The sequence below is a fragment of the Bacteroides faecis MAJ27 genome (genome assembly GCF_900106755.1).
Lineage (GTDB): Bacteria > Bacteroidota > Bacteroidia > Bacteroidales > Bacteroidaceae > Bacteroides > Bacteroides faecis.
In genome coordinates, this window is the sequence record NZ_FNNN01000019.1 from 44762 (window position 1) to 62111 (window position 17350).

Here is a 17350-nt window from a genome sequence, read left to right on the forward strand (position 1 = left end):
TTAATAAAGGAATAGGTTTTATCTTCTTGAGCTATTTCCTCTTTCTGAAGAACGGGAAGAAGAGCCTCGGCTACTGCTACTCGTGCTTCCTGAAGATGAGCTTCTTTCGGTCGATCTGGAAACGCTACCCCTACTGGAACTGCTGCCGGAACTACTGCTGCCCCGATTGGAAGTACTACCGGAACTGCTACTTCTGCCGGAAGTACTACTTCCCCGGTTCGAACTATCATGATTCCGGCTGCTCGTTGTACTGCCGTTTGTTCTACTTGAACTGCCGAAAGAACTGCTGCCACGTCCACTTTCGCGGTTCGTGCTGCCACCTGTCGGACGACGGTCAGAGTTCGAAGAACCTGTACTTGTTCCCGGACGACTTCCGGAATGATGATTTCCTTCACCTCTGTTATTATTTCTGCCCGGAGTTGTCTCCTTATTCGGTTTATCGTCTCTGGAAGGAGTAGACGGTCTGCCTGGAGTCGTTGGTCTGCTTGGACTCGACGGGCGTTCAGTTGTAGAGGGTCTGCCCGAAGCAGAGGGTCTTCCCGAATTTGAAGGTCTATGTCCCGATTCCGGACGGGGGCGGGAAGAATTTCCAGGCCGTCCCGATGAATTAGGACGTGATGATGTTCCCGGACGTCCCGAAACTCCGGGACGGGCAGGTGCATTATGCGGACGAACAGAAGTATTCGGGCGGAAGCGTACAGAACCGAAATCCGAACGACGATAAGAATGGAATACTCTCTGATCCCTTACCCGGTATGGAGTAGGATAATGGACAACGTTATTGTATCTTCCCCGGTAATAGCTCACATGATGAATATGCGGACGATAATGTGCACCACAGTAAGTCCGATAATGATAAGGTACACCAAAATAGAATAAACTACGATTCGGATAATTAATATAAATCCGGAAATTCCATCTTCCTCCGGTCACGTAAATCGGACGATAAAAATAATCAGCCCCCAGAAACCTGCGATATTGCCCATCACTCAATACCCAGCGAAGATCATCGTTACGAATATCCAAGGCCTCATAGTAATCGTCCAACGCCCATTCGTCACCCCGCACTACATAATCCATAATATTACGAAGAGAGTAGATGAAATCATAATTAATCTCATACACATCATTATACTGCGGATTACTCAAGTCCAACTCATATGCCATCTTATCAGTAAGGAAACGTGTCTCCTTACGCACCTTACTGGTGCTCATTCCCGCCATTACAGTGGTACTGGCAGTCACTACTAATAATATAAACAGAATTCTTTTCATGATTTCATTTTTTTTAGTTACGTCTGCTATCGTAAGATTCCGCGAACTCTCTCATCTCCCTCTTATCCATCTCAAAAGTGAAAACATCCGTTAGTATCGAGAAGTTCTTCTTATCTGCGATTTTCGGATAAAGCTTCTTTATCATATTCTTCTTATCTGTCTGAAAGGTACACATATCCACCAATTTACGACATTGGGCGCAAGTGAATCCCGAAGGAGGTACGACTTCATCCAGCATTCGGGTCCGGTCAGACTCAAATGATTTGCCTCTATATTCATTGAAAAAACGATCAAATTCAGCTGCGCTCATAGCTCTTGGCCGTACATATCCTGCATCTCCCGGTCGTTGCTCACCATGATAAGCCTGGATATATTTTTTCATGCTGTCACGGTCAAAAGAAGAAAAGAGCTTATTGACAACCGGACTGAAATTTTCTTTATCCACAATTTGCGGATACATACGCTTCATCACAGTCATCTGAGTATCTGAGCTATTAATCTGATCTATAATCTTTCCGCACTGTGCAGAAGTAAAGTTGCATTCCAACAAAACGTCGTCTATATACTTAATTTGTTCAGTAGGCATGATCACCATCCGGAAATCACGTAGAAAACGATCAAATTCGTCGTGCATCATAAGAGTTCTGCGACGGGATGTTTCTTCATACTGTGGAGGGCAGACCGGAGGCGTATTGGTTACAACAACAGAAGGAGGCATCATTACCGGAGGCGGCAGCAGAATTTCATCACCGTTAAATGTATCCATACTTGTCACCCTTCCATCTGCAAAATATACTATAATCTTAATCGAGTTTCCGTAAAGTACTGAAGAGACCCGATGGAACTCCCATTCTTCGGTGTTGCCATCAAAACGTCTGTAATCCGGTTTACCCAATATTCTTTCCACATTCTGGCGAGACATTCCTTGCTGCACTTCCATCACTTGCTTGTTGGACACGTAATAAGTAGAGCAGCTGCTGGCGATCACCCACAACGTAAAAAACAGGATTATATGTATCTTTTTCATAACCGTATCGTTTTTAGTTAATTATATCAGCGTCCTTCGTATTCCCTGATAAAATCGTTCATTTGAGTCTTGTTCTTAGAGAATGTAAGAGTAGCGGTCACCATAAAGAAAGCCTCTTTATCCACAATATTGGGATACATCATTTTCATTATTTTCAATCGTTCATTATCAAAAGTATAGAACTTCACCAATTGGAGACATTGTTCTGATGTAAAATCTGAATTAGTCAATGCAGCAGTTATCAACCCCATACGATCTTTATCAAAAGGCTCATTCTTCACACTATCAAGGAACTTCTTAAAGAGTTGATCACTCATCACTCTATCATAGCGATCATGCTCCGGACGATGTCCACTTTGTCCCGTTCCCGGTCTGCCGGGCCTTCCCGGACGGATATCTCCAGGTTCTTCTACAACGATATCATGTACTCCATTTCCGTTAAAGTAAACACGTTCATTATACAATCTTTCTCCTTTCCAAACGCGTTCTCCCGGACGGGTAGAACGGGAAGCATACACCTCAATCGTATAATTTCCCGGTTTCAAATTGGCAACGAAACAAGTGGTAGTAGGGTAACACATCTGTTTTCCTCCAAAATAAACAAGAATCGGAGTGTCTCCTCCATCAATCCTGATTCCACTGATAGACTGCGCTTTTAAAGAAAGAGCAGCGAGCAAAATGCAGAAACTTATTATTATCTTACGCATAACTTATCTAGTTTTGAAATTATTATCTTTAACTGATATCACAAAAATAGGGTGAGAAAACTCCCCACCCCAATGATTCTCTCTATTCTTGTATAGGGATTTCCCTATTCTGTTTAGGATTCCGCCAAAGTGATGCCATTCTCCTGCAAAGAAATCAACCGCTTCTTATACAAGTCGCCCACCCCTTTCTTGAATGTTTTCTTACTAACGCCAAAAGTATCATAGATATCCTCCGCAGGGCTTTTATCGTTCAGATGGATTCGTCCACCATGCTCTTTGATATAATCCAGCAGTGTCTTCGAGAAATCATCTATTTTTTCGAATCCCGGCTTCTGAAGGATCAAGTCTACCTTACCATCTTCGCGCACTTGTTTCACAAAAGCTCTCATCTGCATACCTGTTTCCAACGTACAGAATATCTCATTCTCATATAGCAATCCGCTATGCTTATTATCTATAATCGCCTTAAATCCCAAATCTGTCTTCTGCCATATCAATATATCCACCTCTGTACCCGGAGCATAATCCGGTATGTCTTTCGACAGATAGCGTTCTACCTTTGCCGAAGCTACGATACGATAGCTTTCATCATCCAGATGTGCATGAATAACATATTTCCGTCCAACCTGCATTTTCATCTTTTGCTCACTGAACGGAACAAACAAGTCTTTCATCAGTCCCCAATTCAGAAATGCTCCGAACTGATTTACCCAAGCAACTTCCAGACAAGCAAACTGTCCCACCTGCACCAACGGGGTCAATGTAGTGGCAATCAGTCGCTCATCTATATCCAGATAGAGAAATACATTCAGCATATCCCCTACCTGACAGCCTTCGGGCACATAACGGGTAGGTAACAAAATTTCTCCTTCTTCTCCTCCATCGAGATACAGACCGAAATCGACCTCCTTTACTACCTCGAGCTGATTGAACTTTCCTAATTCTATATTCATACTTCTATTTATTATATATTCCATATCTTTATAAAGAACAAAGATAATCTATTTTACGCACATCCCTTTCATGCACAGATATAACTTTTCGTTATTAAGGAAAACTATTTTCTATGAACAATCTGACGATTAAGGCGTTATCTTTGTAGCGACAACAAACCAGAACTGATTATTCACCTTATAAACATATATAATTATGGAATTTTTAACCAACGAGAAACTTACGATCGTAGGAGCAGCCGGAATGATCGGCTCTAATATGGCTCAAACTGCCATGATGATGAAACTTACCCCGAACATTTGTCTATATGATCCTTTTGCTCCCGCTTTGGAAGGTGTGGCAGAAGAGTTATATCACTGTGGTTTCGAAGGTGTGAATCTAACTTATACCTCCGATATCAAAGAAGCACTGACGGGGGCCTCTTATATCGTATCTTCAGGTGGTGCAGCCCGTAAAGCAGGCATGACTCGTGAAGACTTGTTGAAAGGAAATGCTGAAATCGCTGCTCAGTTCGGTAAAGATGTTCGCCAATATTGTCCGAACGTAAAACACATTGTTGTTATTTTTAATCCTGCTGATATCACCGGACTGATCACATTGCTTTATTCCGGTCTGAAACCGTCGCAGGTCTCTACACTGGCAGCATTGGACAGTACCCGTCTGCAGAATGAGCTAGTGAAATATTTCCATATCCCCGCCTCCGACATTCAGAACTGCCGTACGTATGGTGGACATGGAGAACAGATGGCAGTATTCGCTTCAACCACTAAAATAAAAGGAGAACCGCTGACTGATTTCATCGGAACTACCCGCCTTCCATTGGCTGAATGGGAAGCTTTGAAAGTGCGTGTAATACAGGGTGGTAAACATATCATCGACCTGCGCGGCCGTTCTTCCTTCCAAAGTCCGGCTTATCTTTCCATTGAAATGATCGCTGCCGCTATGGGCGGACAACCGTTCCGCTGGCCTGCCGGTACCTACGTATCCAATGATAAGTTCAATCACATCATGATGGCTATGGAAACTTCCATTACTAAAGATGGCGTTACTTATAAAGAGGTGGCCGGATCTCCTTCTGAACAGGAAGAACTGGAAAAGAGCTACGAACACTTGTGCAAGCTTCGTGATGAAGTGATCGAAATGGGTATCATTCCGGCCATCAAAGACTGGCATGCCTTGAATCCCAATATTGACTAACCAGTAATCATTAAATAATAAACACCGGAATTCGATGATATTTTTCAGTTCGGATTCCGGTGTTTTTTATTATTTATTCTTATCGATCTGCTATTAATCCCCCACTCTGGAACATCCTGCACAAACTCCCTTTACTACATAATTCACACTATTCAAAGTAAATCCTTTCGGCAGGTCGATTACCGGAATATGAATCTTCTCAAGACAGAATGTCCGATGGCATCTTTCGCAATAAAAATGCGAATGCAGGTCTTTCAGCACACAATTACAAGCATCATCACAAACTGCATATTTCCATGAGCCGCTTCCATCATCTATACTGTGTATCAGATGATGAGACAGGAAAAGTGTAATTGTCCGGGATATAGTCGACTTATCAACCGTATCCAGCAACGTTTCAAGATCAAGCTGAGACACTGCACGTCCCGCTTCCATCATACTCTTTAATATGAGAAGTCTTATTGCCGTCGGCTTGATGTCTCTTTTTGCCAACTTATCCAAATAAACTTTTTCTTCCATATTCTTTTATTTTATCATTTTCTGTATCCTCACAGCATTCATGATGGCAATCAGCGCCACACCGACATCCGCAAAGACAGCTTCCCAAAGTGTAGCCAGTCCACCGGCTCCCAATATCAGCACAAGCAATTTCACCCCAAATGCCAGTGAAATATTCTGCCATACAATCCTGCGCGTCAGTTTTCCTACCTTTATCGCCTCAGCAACCTTAGAAGGCTGGTCAGTCTGTATTACCACATCAGCCGTTTCAATAGCTGCATCACTGCCCAGGCCACCCATGGCAATACCTACGTTGCTTAAAGCCAGTACCGGAGCATCATTCATGCCGTCGCCCACAAAGGCAACCTGATTTTCGGCATGCCGGCGCAATTCTTCCAAATGCTTCACCTTTCCATCAGGAAGCAGATCACCGTAAGCTTCCGAGATGCCCAGCTTCTCTGCAAAGTTACTAACAATACTTTGTTTATCACCGGATAATATCTGAATGTTTTGGATTCCCAGCGCTTTCAAGTTCTGAACAGCTGCCGTTGCATCCTCTTTCAAAGTATCTGATAACAACAGATAACCGGCATAACTGTTCCCTATCGCACAGACAACAATCGTATCTGTGATAAAAAGGAGTTCGGGCGGATACTTTATCTGAAACTTAGCAAGTAGACGGCAATTACCTACCAAGACAGAGACGTCACCCACTGTCGCTTCCAGACCAAGTCCCGCATATTCTTTGCTGTCAGTAACGGGTGAGAGTTCTATATGCCGCAGCTTTGCATAGTTCACAACAGCTTTAGCAATAGGATGCGTACTGTCACGCTCTACCGAAGCGACTAATCTGACAAGCTCTTCCTCGGAAATACCGGGTTCGCATTTACAGGACTGTACCTCAAATGTACCTTTCGTAAGGGTTCCGGTCTTATCAAAGACCACTGTGTTTATTTTTGTAATGGCATCCAGATAATTCCCTCCTTTAAATAAGATTCCCAACCGGGAGGCCGCTCCGATACCACCGAAATATCCCAGCGGAATACTTACTACCAAAGCACACGGACACGAGATCACCAGAAAAACCAAAGCCCTGTACAACCAGTCATTAAAAGCAAACACAAACGGAGGACTTATCAATGAATAAAGGAATGGAAGCAGAACGATCAGAACCGCCAAACCCGTAACAATAGGTGTATAGACACGGGCAAATTTACGGATAAACAATTCTGCCGGAGCTTTACGTTCCGATGCATTCTGAACGAGTTCCAGGATACGGGCAAGGGCGCTCTTATCGAAAGGCCTGGTCACTCTTATCCGGATTACTTTATCGGTAACAATCATTCCGGCAAGTACTTCCTCATTCTTGCGTATGCTACGAGGTACACTTTCTCCTGTCAGTGCTGACGTATTGAACGCTGCTACATCATTCAGCATCATTCCGTCCAAAGGTACACGGCCACCTGTTTTTATTTCAATCGTTTCTCCTACTTTTACCTTCTTAGGATTCTCGACAACTACCCCATTTTCTCTGACGACTGCCGCCTCTTCCGGCCTGACATCTAATAGTGCCCCGATATTACGTTTTGCCCTATCAACAGCCTTTTCCTGAAACAGTTCTCCTATGGAATAAAACAGCATAACTGCTACTCCTTCGGGATATTCGCCAATATAAAAAGCTCCAAGCGTAGCTATAAACATCAGTGTGAACTCACTGAAGTAATCCTTATCCTTTATACTCTCCCATGCTTCTTTCATTACGGGTAAGCCGACCGGGAGATATGCTACAATATACCATATCAAGGAAAAATATCCTTCACGGAAAAAAGTGAAGTCCAAAGCATTCATTACAATTCCACTTATCAGCAGAATAAATGAAAGTCCCACTTTCCAATATTCAGAGAATATCGATTCTTGCTTTTCTATATGCTTTTCAGGTGCACATTCATGTGTATGTGCGCAACAACTACAATGTCCCATAATCATCCTTTCTTTTTATCTGTTGCAAAGGTAGCGAATGATTCGTGCAACAAAGTTGCAAACGTTGCAATTGTAAGGCGGTTTATTTCAGCAACGACACTTGGTGTATAAACAAAATAAATCAAAGCATTTGTGCAGGTTTCCTGCTCAATTAACTCCCCATGATTTATTCGGAGTATCACCTAACTCAATCACCAGATGTCCTCCTTTAACTAATTCTTCATGCGCCAACTGAAAAGAAGAGTGTTCCACTCCGTTCCAGCTTACTCTCTGAATATAAACATTCTTCGGAGAGTTATTAACCGTTTCAATAACAACCTCCTTGCCCGGATAATATCTGTTATCAAGCTGAATGGTAATCTTATCGAATATCGGAGATGTTATTTCATATTGTGGCGTAGTGGAGGCACCTCCCTGCACATCAAACAGACCGATAGCCATCAATACACCCAATGCCCCCATCTGTCCCTGATCTTCATCTCCATTGTATCCTCCAAACGGAGTAATATCACCGAAAACTTCTTTCTTGATGCGTCTCACCCAATATTGCGTAAGCCAAGGTGCACCGGCATGACTAAACAGATGCGCCATGTGAAGAGAGGGCTGATTCTCATAATCAATCCAGTTGTGAGCATGTTCTCCATGCTTACTTATGAAGTTATCCTGTGAAGCCAGTTCAAACTGTTGGTTGAGTTTCGTGACAAAAGCCTCATTTCCCCCTATTAAATAAATCAGATCTTTGATGTTATGGGGTACATAATAGGTAAAAATAGCAGCATTACTCTCCACAAATCCCGGCATGTTGAATCCTTTCCCAATCGGTGAGAAGTTCCTCATCCAAGAACCATCCGTTGTACGCGGACGCATCCATCCGCTTTGTTTATCGTACACATAGCGGTAGTTGAACGAGCGTTGCAAGTATTTCCGGTATACATCTTCTTTTTCCAGTCCTTTGGCGAACTGTGCCATGCACCAGTCCTCGTAAGCGAAGTAAAGAGTCATCGCACATCCCTCCGCATGAGGACTTTTAGTCGTTGGCTCCGGCACAAATCCCTTATCAACGTATTGCTGCATAAAATTACCGGGATTTGTCTTATAGCCTACATAATCACGGATACCACCCGGCTCAGAATTCTTCAAACAACCCTGATAAGCGGATTCTATATCAAAATCGCGGATTCCCTTATTATAGGCAGCCGCAATGAGAGGAGTGGCCTGATCACCCACCATCACATAAGTATAATTACCACCACTGGGGCCGCGAGCAATCATCCCGCCATTCGTATAATAATCCACTAAAGTAGAGACAAATTCACTCATTACTTTCGGATATGCTATCGACCACAATATATTCAGATTAAATTCACTTCCCCAAAAAGCATCCGAATTATATGTATTTCTTGTCGGTGTACCATTATCCAAAGGAACTTGACGCACTACAGGCTCCTCGCCTGTATTATCTATATATTTTCCATTGAAATCCGAAAACGTGTGACGGCCCAGAAGAGAATGCCAAAGGTCTGTATAAAACTTAATCTTTTCCTCTTCACTACCACCTTCTACGGTTATCTTGCCTAGTTCACGATTCCATTCGGCAAAAGCATCCTCTTTCACACGGTCAAAATTCCAGTGGGCAAGTTCCTTTTCCAGATTGATGCGAGCTTGCTCTTCACTGACATAGGATATGCCCACCTTCATCAACAAAGTTTGTTTTTTCAGTTTTCCAAACGAAGCGTATCCTCCGATATCTGCTCCTTCAATTGAGTTTTTATGTACCAGTTTCTTCTCCTTGCCTTCCTTCTCCCAGCCTCCGAATGCTGTCATATTCTGATTGAACCGGGCCACAAAATACACTGTCACCGGCTTTTTGCGACGTGATGTAGGTGCCAGAACAGAATATCCTCCGATTTCTTTTGATGATATCCGGTGAATAGCGGCCTTTTCTGTTTTTCCATGTGCCAGAAGAGCACCAACATCAAAAAGTACATTTGCTTTTTCTCCTGCAGGATAAGTATACCGATGCATACCGACTCTGGATGTAGAGGTCAGTTCCACTCTTATCTGATAAGTATCAAGTTCTACTTTATGATATCCGGGTTTCACTATTTCCGTCTCGTGAGAGTAGGTTGATTTATAGGCATCCATACCTTTGTGTCCCTTTACCTCTCCGGTTGTAGGCATCACCGGGACACCGGCAAGCTGCCAGCAATGTACGTGACTGAAACAACGTATCTCCTTGGAGTTATACAGATAACCTGAATTCCAGCTTCCTTCCGTCCATGTATCCGGGCTCAGACTAACCATTCCAAACGGGCGGGAAGCCGAAGAGAAAAAGAACCATCTCGATTTGTGAGTATCAATCTGAGGACGCACATAATCGACAGGGGTTACTTTCGGTTGCATCGCAAATAAATTTAATGCAATAATCTGTACACAGAAGAATATAGAAATATATTTATTCATTATAAAGTATATTATGTCTTTAAGACCTTCAAGTTGGACAAGCCTAATTATAGAGTTTTTTATTTTTTACGCTATTCAAACAGAACAACAGTAAATATTATGATACAAGTCAGTTAGACGCCGGCATCTAATCTGAATCAATAGTATTTGTCAATTCCACCAAATCCTGCTATTATTTTGTTGTCTTTCGTTTTATTGATAAAGTTATTTAATCGCTTTTCAAATTCTTCAGGTCGTTTCCTCGCTGCTTCAATATATGCTATTCGAATACGTTTATATGCATCAGAAAAACGTTGATAATTTTCCCATATTATTTTATCTTCTTTCAATCTGTCGATTATATCATCTGGAAAGACAAAAGGATCAGACAAAACATTTCGTATTTTATCCTCAAACTTAGGATGCACCATTTTATTTCCCAATAACCACTTAAGTCTTTCTTTGTTGGCTTGTGAGTATGTGCTTTTAGGGTTTCTAGGTGTGAAATGCTGAATTTTATGTTCTTCATCAAGCGACTTTATTGTACTGTCAATCCACTCAAAACAAAGGGCTTCTTCCACAGCGTCATTGTATGTAATACTTTTCTTTCCCGAAGATTTGCCGGGAAATACAAACCAAATTTCATTGGCAGTCTCAAAGTTGTCAATCAGCCACTTTCGCCAATCATTTCTGTCTTCAAAATATTTTATTTCCATTGATATAACAAGTCATTTAAACGAACAATTTTACTGCCTTTACTTTCATAACGAAGCATTTCATCAATTTTCCTTTTATCATAAACAGCATCTGTCCCTGCTATATAGAACTCATATTCTTTGTTACGAAAAACATCCGATCGCACACACCGGTATCCAACGATGCAAAGGCTTACATCTGCCAAATGTACTAAATCTTAGAAAAACAACCCCAAGTTACCTCTTAAAACATTGCTATTTAAGCAATGAAAAGTGATATAGACAGTAGATGTTAGCATCCACATATTAGAGAAGTACAGTTTCAATATCTGTTTCAACCGATGAAACAAAGTGTTCCATGCTTTGAAACAGAGTGTTTCATGCCTTGAAACAAAGTGTTTCGTACGGTGAAACAAAGTGTTTCAAGCTTTTGAAACTGCCTGAAACAAATATCAGGCAGAAATCATCTATATACCAACGACTTATAGCAATATAGCAAAATATTCATTTTACCGTTACTTCTATGCAGAAAAGGAGGACAAACAAAGTGAATAGCCTTCACCTACAGTGATATGGGACGAAGTATGGAGAAACAGGATGTGTAATATAAGGTAGTATTAAAACAACAGACAGTATTGCAGATATCTTAATCTACAATACTATCTGCAACCGTATAATTCATTATACATCAACACAATACACACGATTTGTTACAGATGGCAGATAATTACCACTTATATTCTTCTGTGTAGTACTCAAATGCCGGCTCTTTCTTGATACCTTTCTGACGAAACAATCGACGGATAAATTCCTGTTGTTCAGGGTCAATCGAGTATTCTTTACGATAAAAGCGATAGTATAGCGACCGTCCGAAATGTTGGAGCAGACGGTCTTTAATGGATACAGCATCTTTGAGAGGCACATCATCCAGCAAAGCCCGGACACCCCATGCCACACGTATCTTGCGAATAGACTTATAGAAAGGACAAGCTTTCGCGTCCTCCGGAATACAGTTCGGATTAACTACTGACAGTGTAGGATATTGATTAGTACTATGCACCGCCACCAAACGATGCAAACATTTCTCTCCTTTCGGACAGCAGGCATTGAAGCAGTGGGTATATCCATAGGGCACTGCCTGATAATTAAATTCATCTTCCATTATTTTATTCATGTTTGATATTATGTTAATGATAAAAGAAAAGACAGAAATTGCCCTAAGCAAACTTAAGGCAACTCCTGTCTTAACTATAAAAAATATTCTAATTAAAGCTCTATATCTTTCCGGTCATTCCGAATAAATTCCAGCAGTCTTTCCACTGCTTCTTCTTCCGGAATATTTTTCTCCACACAAACCTTGCCTTTATAAAGACTAATCTTTCCGCGTCCTGCACCTACATAACCGTAATCTGCATCCGCCATTTCACCGGGACCATTCACAATGCATCCCATGATACCAATCTTCAGACCTTTTAAATGCGAAGTAGCTGCCTTGATACGGGCAATCGTCTTTTCCAGATCATAGAGCGTACGTCCACAGCCCGGACAAGAAATATATTCAGTTTTAGAAGTACGGAGACGACCCGCCTGTAAGATTCCGAAAGCGATGCCATCCACTACCGCATGACTCAAACTTCCCTGATTGAACAAGAAAAGACCATCGCAAAGACCATCAAAAATCAATGCACCCATATCTGCAGCAGACTTGATCTGCAAATCCTCGGCATTATCTTCTGCATAATGCTGGAAAAAGACAACGGGATTCTGCAGCCCTTCCGTCATAAGCTGATGCACTAAAGCGCGATGCTCGCCCAAACGATTCGGATGATTGCTTTGAGAAATAATAACTACTTCGGGATGTGCCTTCAGACAGGCAATCACCTCATCCGTCTGTGCCATGTAAGGCATAAACAGGAATTTTAGTTCAGCATCACACCCGCCCATCAACGGCAACTGCACATGATTGAAAGCAGGCCATGTACCGGCTTCTCCCTGCCATACATCCGCATCGAGGATATACTCTACACCTGCTTCCCGCTGCTCGGGCAATGTTCTTCCGGCATAAGTGTAATCCGGCGTGAACTGCGGATTTACTTCCGTGCCTCCATCCATCCGCTCGGCTATGACTACAGGAAGATGTTCACCTCCGATATTGCGGACGGCTTGTGTCTTTCTGCGTGAAGGAGACAGATAATTGAATTCCGGCGCATCCATTCCCGGAATAAACGGATGGTCCTGCCTTAACAAGATATAGTCCACCAACTTACGTGCAACCGGAATCTCAGCCTCGGGAGCTTCGCTCAAAGACACACGGATAGTATCTCCCAACCCGTCACTCAGCAAGGCACCGATACCCAAAGCCGATTTGATGCGTCCGTCTTCTCCGTCTCCGGCTTCTGTCACCCCAAGATGTAAAGGGAATGACATACCTTCCTGTTCCATAACAGCAACAAGCAGGCGAACGGTTTTCACCATCACCACCGTATTGGACGCCTTGATTGAGATCACCACGTCTGTAAAATGTTCTTCTACACAAATGCGCAGAAACTCCATACAAGACTCTACCATTCCTTCGGGAGTATCTCCGTAGCGGGACATGATACGGTCTGATAGAGAGCCGTGATTGACTCCGATACGAATAGCCGTATGATTCTCTTTGCAGATATTCAGAAACGGAACAAAACGATCATGAATTTTCTGTATTTCCTGCGCATACTCTTCATCGGTATATTCCAGTTTTTTAAAAGTACGCGCCGCATCTACATAATTGCCCGGATTGATCCGCACTTTCTCTGCGTATTGAGCTGCGACATCGGCAACCTTCGGATTAAAATGTACATCGGCCACCAACGGAACCATATATCCCTGGCTACGCAGTCCGATATTGATATTCATCAGATTCTCCGCTTCTTTAATGCCCTGCGTAGTCAGACGGACATATTCTCCACCTGCATCAACGATGCGTTTGGCCTGCTCCACACAAGCCTCCGTATCCTGTGTAGACGTATTTGTCATCGACTGGACACGAATGGAATTGGGGCCGCCCAACGGCACAGCCCCAATATTTACTTCTGATGTTTCTCTTCGAGAGTAATTGAATAAATCCATTTTTTCAATTGACAATTGACAGTTGACAATTGACAATTGAGAATCGAGCATCAACAACCGGCTCAATAAAACGCCCAAAGCGCCAGCCCATTGTCAATTGTCAATCGTCAATTGTCAATTAATTAGTTTTATATTCAAACTTAACTTCTTTCAGTTCTTCGTTTGCTTTTACGATTTTCTTTTTCAGACCTTCCTTGTAAGCAGCAAAAGCCTCAGCCAAAGCCGCATCACTCAAAGCAAGCATCTGAATAGCAAGGATAGCTGCATTCATCGCTCCATTGATGGCAACCGTAGCTACCGGGATTCCGGGAGGCATCTGGATAATAGAGTAAAGAGCGTCTACACCATCGAGCACAGACCCTTTTACAGGTACTCCGATCACCGGCAGCGTAGTATTGGCTGCAATTACACCGGGAAGGGCGGCAGCCATTCCGGCAGCAGCAATGATTACTTTAATGCCACGGCTACGGGCATTCTTGGCAAACTCTTCCACAGCCTCCGGCGTGCGGTGAGCAGAAAGGGCGTTCATTTCGAACGGTACATGCATATCATTCAGCAGTTGCGCAGCCTTCTCCATAACAGGAAGGTCGGACGTGCTACCCATGATGATACTTACAATTGGAGTCATTTGATTTACAATTTTACGATTTACTATTTACTATTTTACTGTTCAGATACGGACGTTCGGGCATGAAGGCCGGTACGCCGGTATCTGCGAGGCTCGTTGTCTGATAAGGAGTTTATCCGTTGATGACTGCTTTGTATGCTTCGGCATCCAACAGGTCTTCCGCAGCTTTCACGTCAGCAGGTTTCATCTTGATCAGCCAGCCTTCGCCATAAGGATCTTTGTTTACCAACTCCGGATTTTCCTCCAGAGCTTCGTTCTGTTCGAGTATCTCGCCGGCCAGCGGTAAGAAAAGATCGGAAATGGTTTTTACCACTTCAATGGTTCCGAAAGTCTCTCCGGCTTCCAACGTTTCTCCTACAGTAGGGATGTCAACGAATACGATATCGCCCAGTTGTTCCTGTGCATAATCTGTGATACCTACGTAAGCGATGTCTCCTTCTACACGAATCCACTCGTGTTCATTCGTGTACTTTAAATTCTGTGGAAAGTTCATAATAATTAGTTTTTAGGATTTATATTGTTTTTAAAATAAAAAAACTCTGAACATAAAGTTGTACGCCGGATGGAGTACCAAAAAGGCGCATACCAAGCCGACAACAAAACCGGAAAGCACTTCGCCTAAAGTGTGATGTCCCAAAACAATCCGTGCAGAGCCCAATATGCCCGCAATCAGAATAAACAGGCACAACCACACCACCGGATTATAGCTGAACAGTGCACTGAACGACACCAGTCCACCGATAATACCTCCCATTCCTGCCATGTGTTCACTCAGTTTCCATTTCAGATTGACCAGAATGCAAATGATCGATACTACCAGAGAAACAAAAATAATTCCTGTCATATACCAGGGAATATTCAGTTTCCGCATCATCAACAGACAGAATACGTAAGAAATGATAGTCAGCAAGATAGGTACATAACGTTTCTTACGTTCGCTCAGGTCCTGACGGGCAAACCCGTTAATCTTGCGGAACAGGAAAATGGTAATGGTAGGCGTCAGTATGGTGAAGCAATAAACGATTCCCAGCACAATCCCCTTATAGAGTATCGGCATGATACGGAGATAAGAAAACAGGAATAACACCAGAAACGCCAAAAACGGGATAGAAAATGGAGTAAACACGATGGAGGTAACCCGTGCCACCCGCAACATTGTTTTATCCGCTATGATATGCTCTCTTTCTTTATCCATCAGCACCTAATAGTTAATACTTTATAGTTAATACTTTAAAACTCATTTCCTCAGCCTTGCCACCGGTATATTCAGCTGCTGACGGTATTTTGCCACCGTCCTCCGGGCAATAGGATAGCCTTTTTCTTTCAGGATATCTGCCAGTTCATCATCTGTCAGCGGTTTCTTTTTATCCTCCCCGTCAATGCATTCTTTCAGAATCTTACGGATCTCACGTACGGACATCTCTTCTCCGTCCTCCGTCGTGTAACCATCACTGAAAAAGAATTTAAGTGGATAGATACCGAAGTTAGTCTGTACATATTTGCTGTTGCTGACACGGGAAATCGTGGAAATATCCAGTCCGGTACGTTCTGCCACATCTTTGAGAATCATCGGTTTCAACAGTGACTCGTCACCCTCCAGGAAGAAAGGACGCTGCAAGTCGATAATCGCCTGCATAGTGGTCATCAGCGTATTCTGCCGCTGTTTCACCGCATCAATAAATCCCTGCGCGGCATCCATCTTCTGCTTCAGGAACATCATGGCTTCTTTCGACTCTTTGGACTGGTTTGCCTTATTTTTGGTATGTTCCTCCACCATCTCGGTAAAGTCACGACTCATACGGAGTTCGGGAACATTACGGTTATTCAGGCTTATGTTAATGGTTCCGTCGTCATAGGTGTCCACCAGAAAATCAGGAACTATTTGCTGAAAGCTTCTTCCGATAGCCTCTCCGAGCGAAGCACCCGGACGGGGATTCAACTTGGTGATCTCGGCAATCGCCTCACTGAAAGTTTCTTCTTTCACATCCAGTTTCTTGATGATCTTCTCCCAGTGTTTTCGGGTGAATTCTTCATAACAATCACTGATGATACGTTCTTCCAAGTCCAGTATCGGTGCCGGCTTTTTCTCCTCGCTCTTTTTCCGGAGGATCTGTATCATCAGGCATTCCTGAAGACTACGTGCTCCGATACCTGCCGGATCAAAATCCTGCAAGATGCACAGAGCCTCTTCCAGTTCCTCTTCCGTAGATTCGATGCCGGCATAAATAGCCAGTTCATCGCAGATACTCTCCAGCGATTTGCGAAGCAGTCCGTCGTCGTCCAGCGAACCGATCAGGTATTCTACCAGTTCGCACTGATGTTCGGTCAGGTTACGTTCACGAAGTTGTTCTTTCAGAATTTCATAAAAAGAAGTTGTATCGGAGAAAGGAATATCTTCCGCCTGCTCGTCCCGCGAGCGGTTGTTCTCCTGCAATTTATAGTCGGGAATATCGTCTTCGGTGAGATAATCGCTTAATGAATCATAATCGTTGGCATCGTTATCCATGCCTTCTTCCGAGTTGACATCTTCTGCATATTCATCGGCAGCAGTGTCTTCTTTACCTTCTTCAAGCGCCGGATTCTCCAATAGTTCAGCATGGATACGGTCTTCCAGCTCGACTGCGGGAAGCTCCAACAGCTTCACGACCAGAATCTGCTGTGGCGAGAGCGTTTGTATCTGCTGTTGCGCCTGCGATTGTATTTGACGGGAACCTTGTGCCATATTCGTTTTTGCTTTCTACTGTTTCTCGCTACAAAAGTAACTTTTTAACGAGAGATTACACAGATTAGTGGGATTATTTTTAATCCTATAACACAAAAATCTTTATCTTTGTTGCAC

The 17350-nt window shown here is 43.1% G+C and carries 15 protein-coding genes; 1 reads left to right on the forward strand and 14 read right to left on the reverse strand.

Annotated features, from left to right (window positions below; translation table 11 throughout):
* Positions 1 to 18 precede the first annotated feature (18 nt).
* From BLW31_RS16190 to BLW31_RS16205, 4 genes are all read right to left on the reverse strand, one after another.
* Positions 19 to 1275 (reverse strand): hypothetical protein, encoded by a 1257-nt coding sequence (locus tag BLW31_RS16190; protein WP_010535473.1) that lies wholly within the window; start codon positions 1273 to 1275, stop codon positions 19 to 21.
* Between the two features lie 13 nt (positions 1276 to 1288).
* Positions 1289 to 2302 (reverse strand): DUF4476 domain-containing protein, encoded by a 1014-nt coding sequence (locus BLW31_RS16195; protein ID WP_010535474.1) that lies wholly within the window; start codon positions 2300 to 2302, stop codon positions 1289 to 1291.
* A gap of 26 nt (positions 2303 to 2328) precedes the next feature.
* The gene (locus BLW31_RS16200) at positions 2329 to 3009 is read right to left on the reverse strand and encodes a proline and serine-rich protein 1 family protein (protein WP_010535475.1); all 681 of its coding nucleotides are present in this window, start codon (positions 3007 to 3009) and stop codon (positions 2329 to 2331) included.
* A 113-nt stretch (positions 3010 to 3122) separates the two neighbouring features.
* Positions 3123 to 3962 carry a CvfB family protein gene (locus tag BLW31_RS16205; RefSeq protein WP_010535476.1) on the reverse strand — a complete coding sequence of 280 codons (840 nt, stop codon included), beginning with the start codon at positions 3960 to 3962 and terminating at the stop codon, positions 3123 to 3125.
* A 196-nt stretch (positions 3963 to 4158) separates the two neighbouring features.
* Between BLW31_RS16205 and BLW31_RS16210 the strand changes: the two genes are divergently transcribed.
* Positions 4159 to 5160, forward strand: a complete 1002-nt coding sequence (locus BLW31_RS16210) for a malate dehydrogenase (RefSeq protein WP_010535477.1) — start codon at positions 4159 to 4161, stop codon at positions 5158 to 5160.
* A 93-nt stretch (positions 5161 to 5253) separates the two neighbouring features.
* On the opposite strand, the gene BLW31_RS16215 is transcribed toward BLW31_RS16210, so the two are convergent.
* The 10 genes from BLW31_RS16215 to rpoN form a co-directional block, all read right to left on the reverse strand.
* Positions 5254 to 5679, reverse strand: coding sequence for a Fur family transcriptional regulator (locus BLW31_RS16215; RefSeq protein ID WP_010535478.1), 426 nt, complete (start codon positions 5677 to 5679; stop codon positions 5254 to 5256).
* 6 nt (positions 5680 to 5685) lie between these two features.
* On the reverse strand, positions 5686 to 7638 hold the full coding sequence (locus BLW31_RS16220) for a heavy metal translocating P-type ATPase (RefSeq protein WP_022301520.1): 1953 nt from the start codon (positions 7636 to 7638) through the stop codon (positions 5686 to 5688).
* Positions 7639 to 7785: 147 nt separating this feature from the next.
* A complete protein-coding gene (locus BLW31_RS16225) occupies positions 7786 to 10101 on the reverse strand; it encodes a GH92 family glycosyl hydrolase (RefSeq protein ID WP_010535480.1) in 2316 nt (771 codons plus the stop codon).
* Positions 10102 to 10238: 137 nt separating this feature from the next.
* The gene (locus BLW31_RS16230) at positions 10239 to 10796 is read right to left on the reverse strand and encodes a YdeI/OmpD-associated family protein (RefSeq protein WP_010535481.1); all 558 of its coding nucleotides are present in this window, start codon (positions 10794 to 10796) and stop codon (positions 10239 to 10241) included.
* Between the two features lie 706 nt (positions 10797 to 11502).
* Positions 11503 to 11937 (reverse strand): DUF6078 family protein, encoded by a 435-nt coding sequence (locus BLW31_RS16235; RefSeq protein WP_010535482.1) that lies wholly within the window; start codon positions 11935 to 11937, stop codon positions 11503 to 11505.
* 104 nt (positions 11938 to 12041) lie between these two features.
* Complete coding sequence (locus BLW31_RS16240; protein ID WP_010535483.1) at positions 12042 to 13883, reverse strand: 4-hydroxy-3-methylbut-2-en-1-yl diphosphate synthase; 1842 nt, start codon at positions 13881 to 13883, stop codon at positions 12042 to 12044.
* Positions 13884 to 14001: 118 nt separating this feature from the next.
* A complete protein-coding gene (purE, locus tag BLW31_RS16245) occupies positions 14002 to 14511 on the reverse strand; it encodes a 5-(carboxyamino)imidazole ribonucleotide mutase (protein WP_008763604.1) in 510 nt (169 codons plus the stop codon).
* Between the two features lie 112 nt (positions 14512 to 14623).
* The gene (gene gcvH, locus BLW31_RS16250) at positions 14624 to 15004 is read right to left on the reverse strand and encodes a glycine cleavage system protein GcvH (RefSeq protein WP_010535484.1); all 381 of its coding nucleotides are present in this window, start codon (positions 15002 to 15004) and stop codon (positions 14624 to 14626) included.
* Between the two features lie 30 nt (positions 15005 to 15034).
* Complete coding sequence (locus BLW31_RS16255; protein ID WP_010535485.1) at positions 15035 to 15706, reverse strand: membrane protein; 672 nt, start codon at positions 15704 to 15706, stop codon at positions 15035 to 15037.
* Positions 15707 to 15748: 42 nt separating this feature from the next.
* The gene (gene rpoN / locus BLW31_RS16260; protein ID WP_010535486.1) at positions 15749 to 17233 is read right to left on the reverse strand and encodes an RNA polymerase factor sigma-54; all 1485 of its coding nucleotides are present in this window, start codon (positions 17231 to 17233) and stop codon (positions 15749 to 15751) included.
* Positions 17234 to 17350 lie beyond the last annotated feature (117 nt).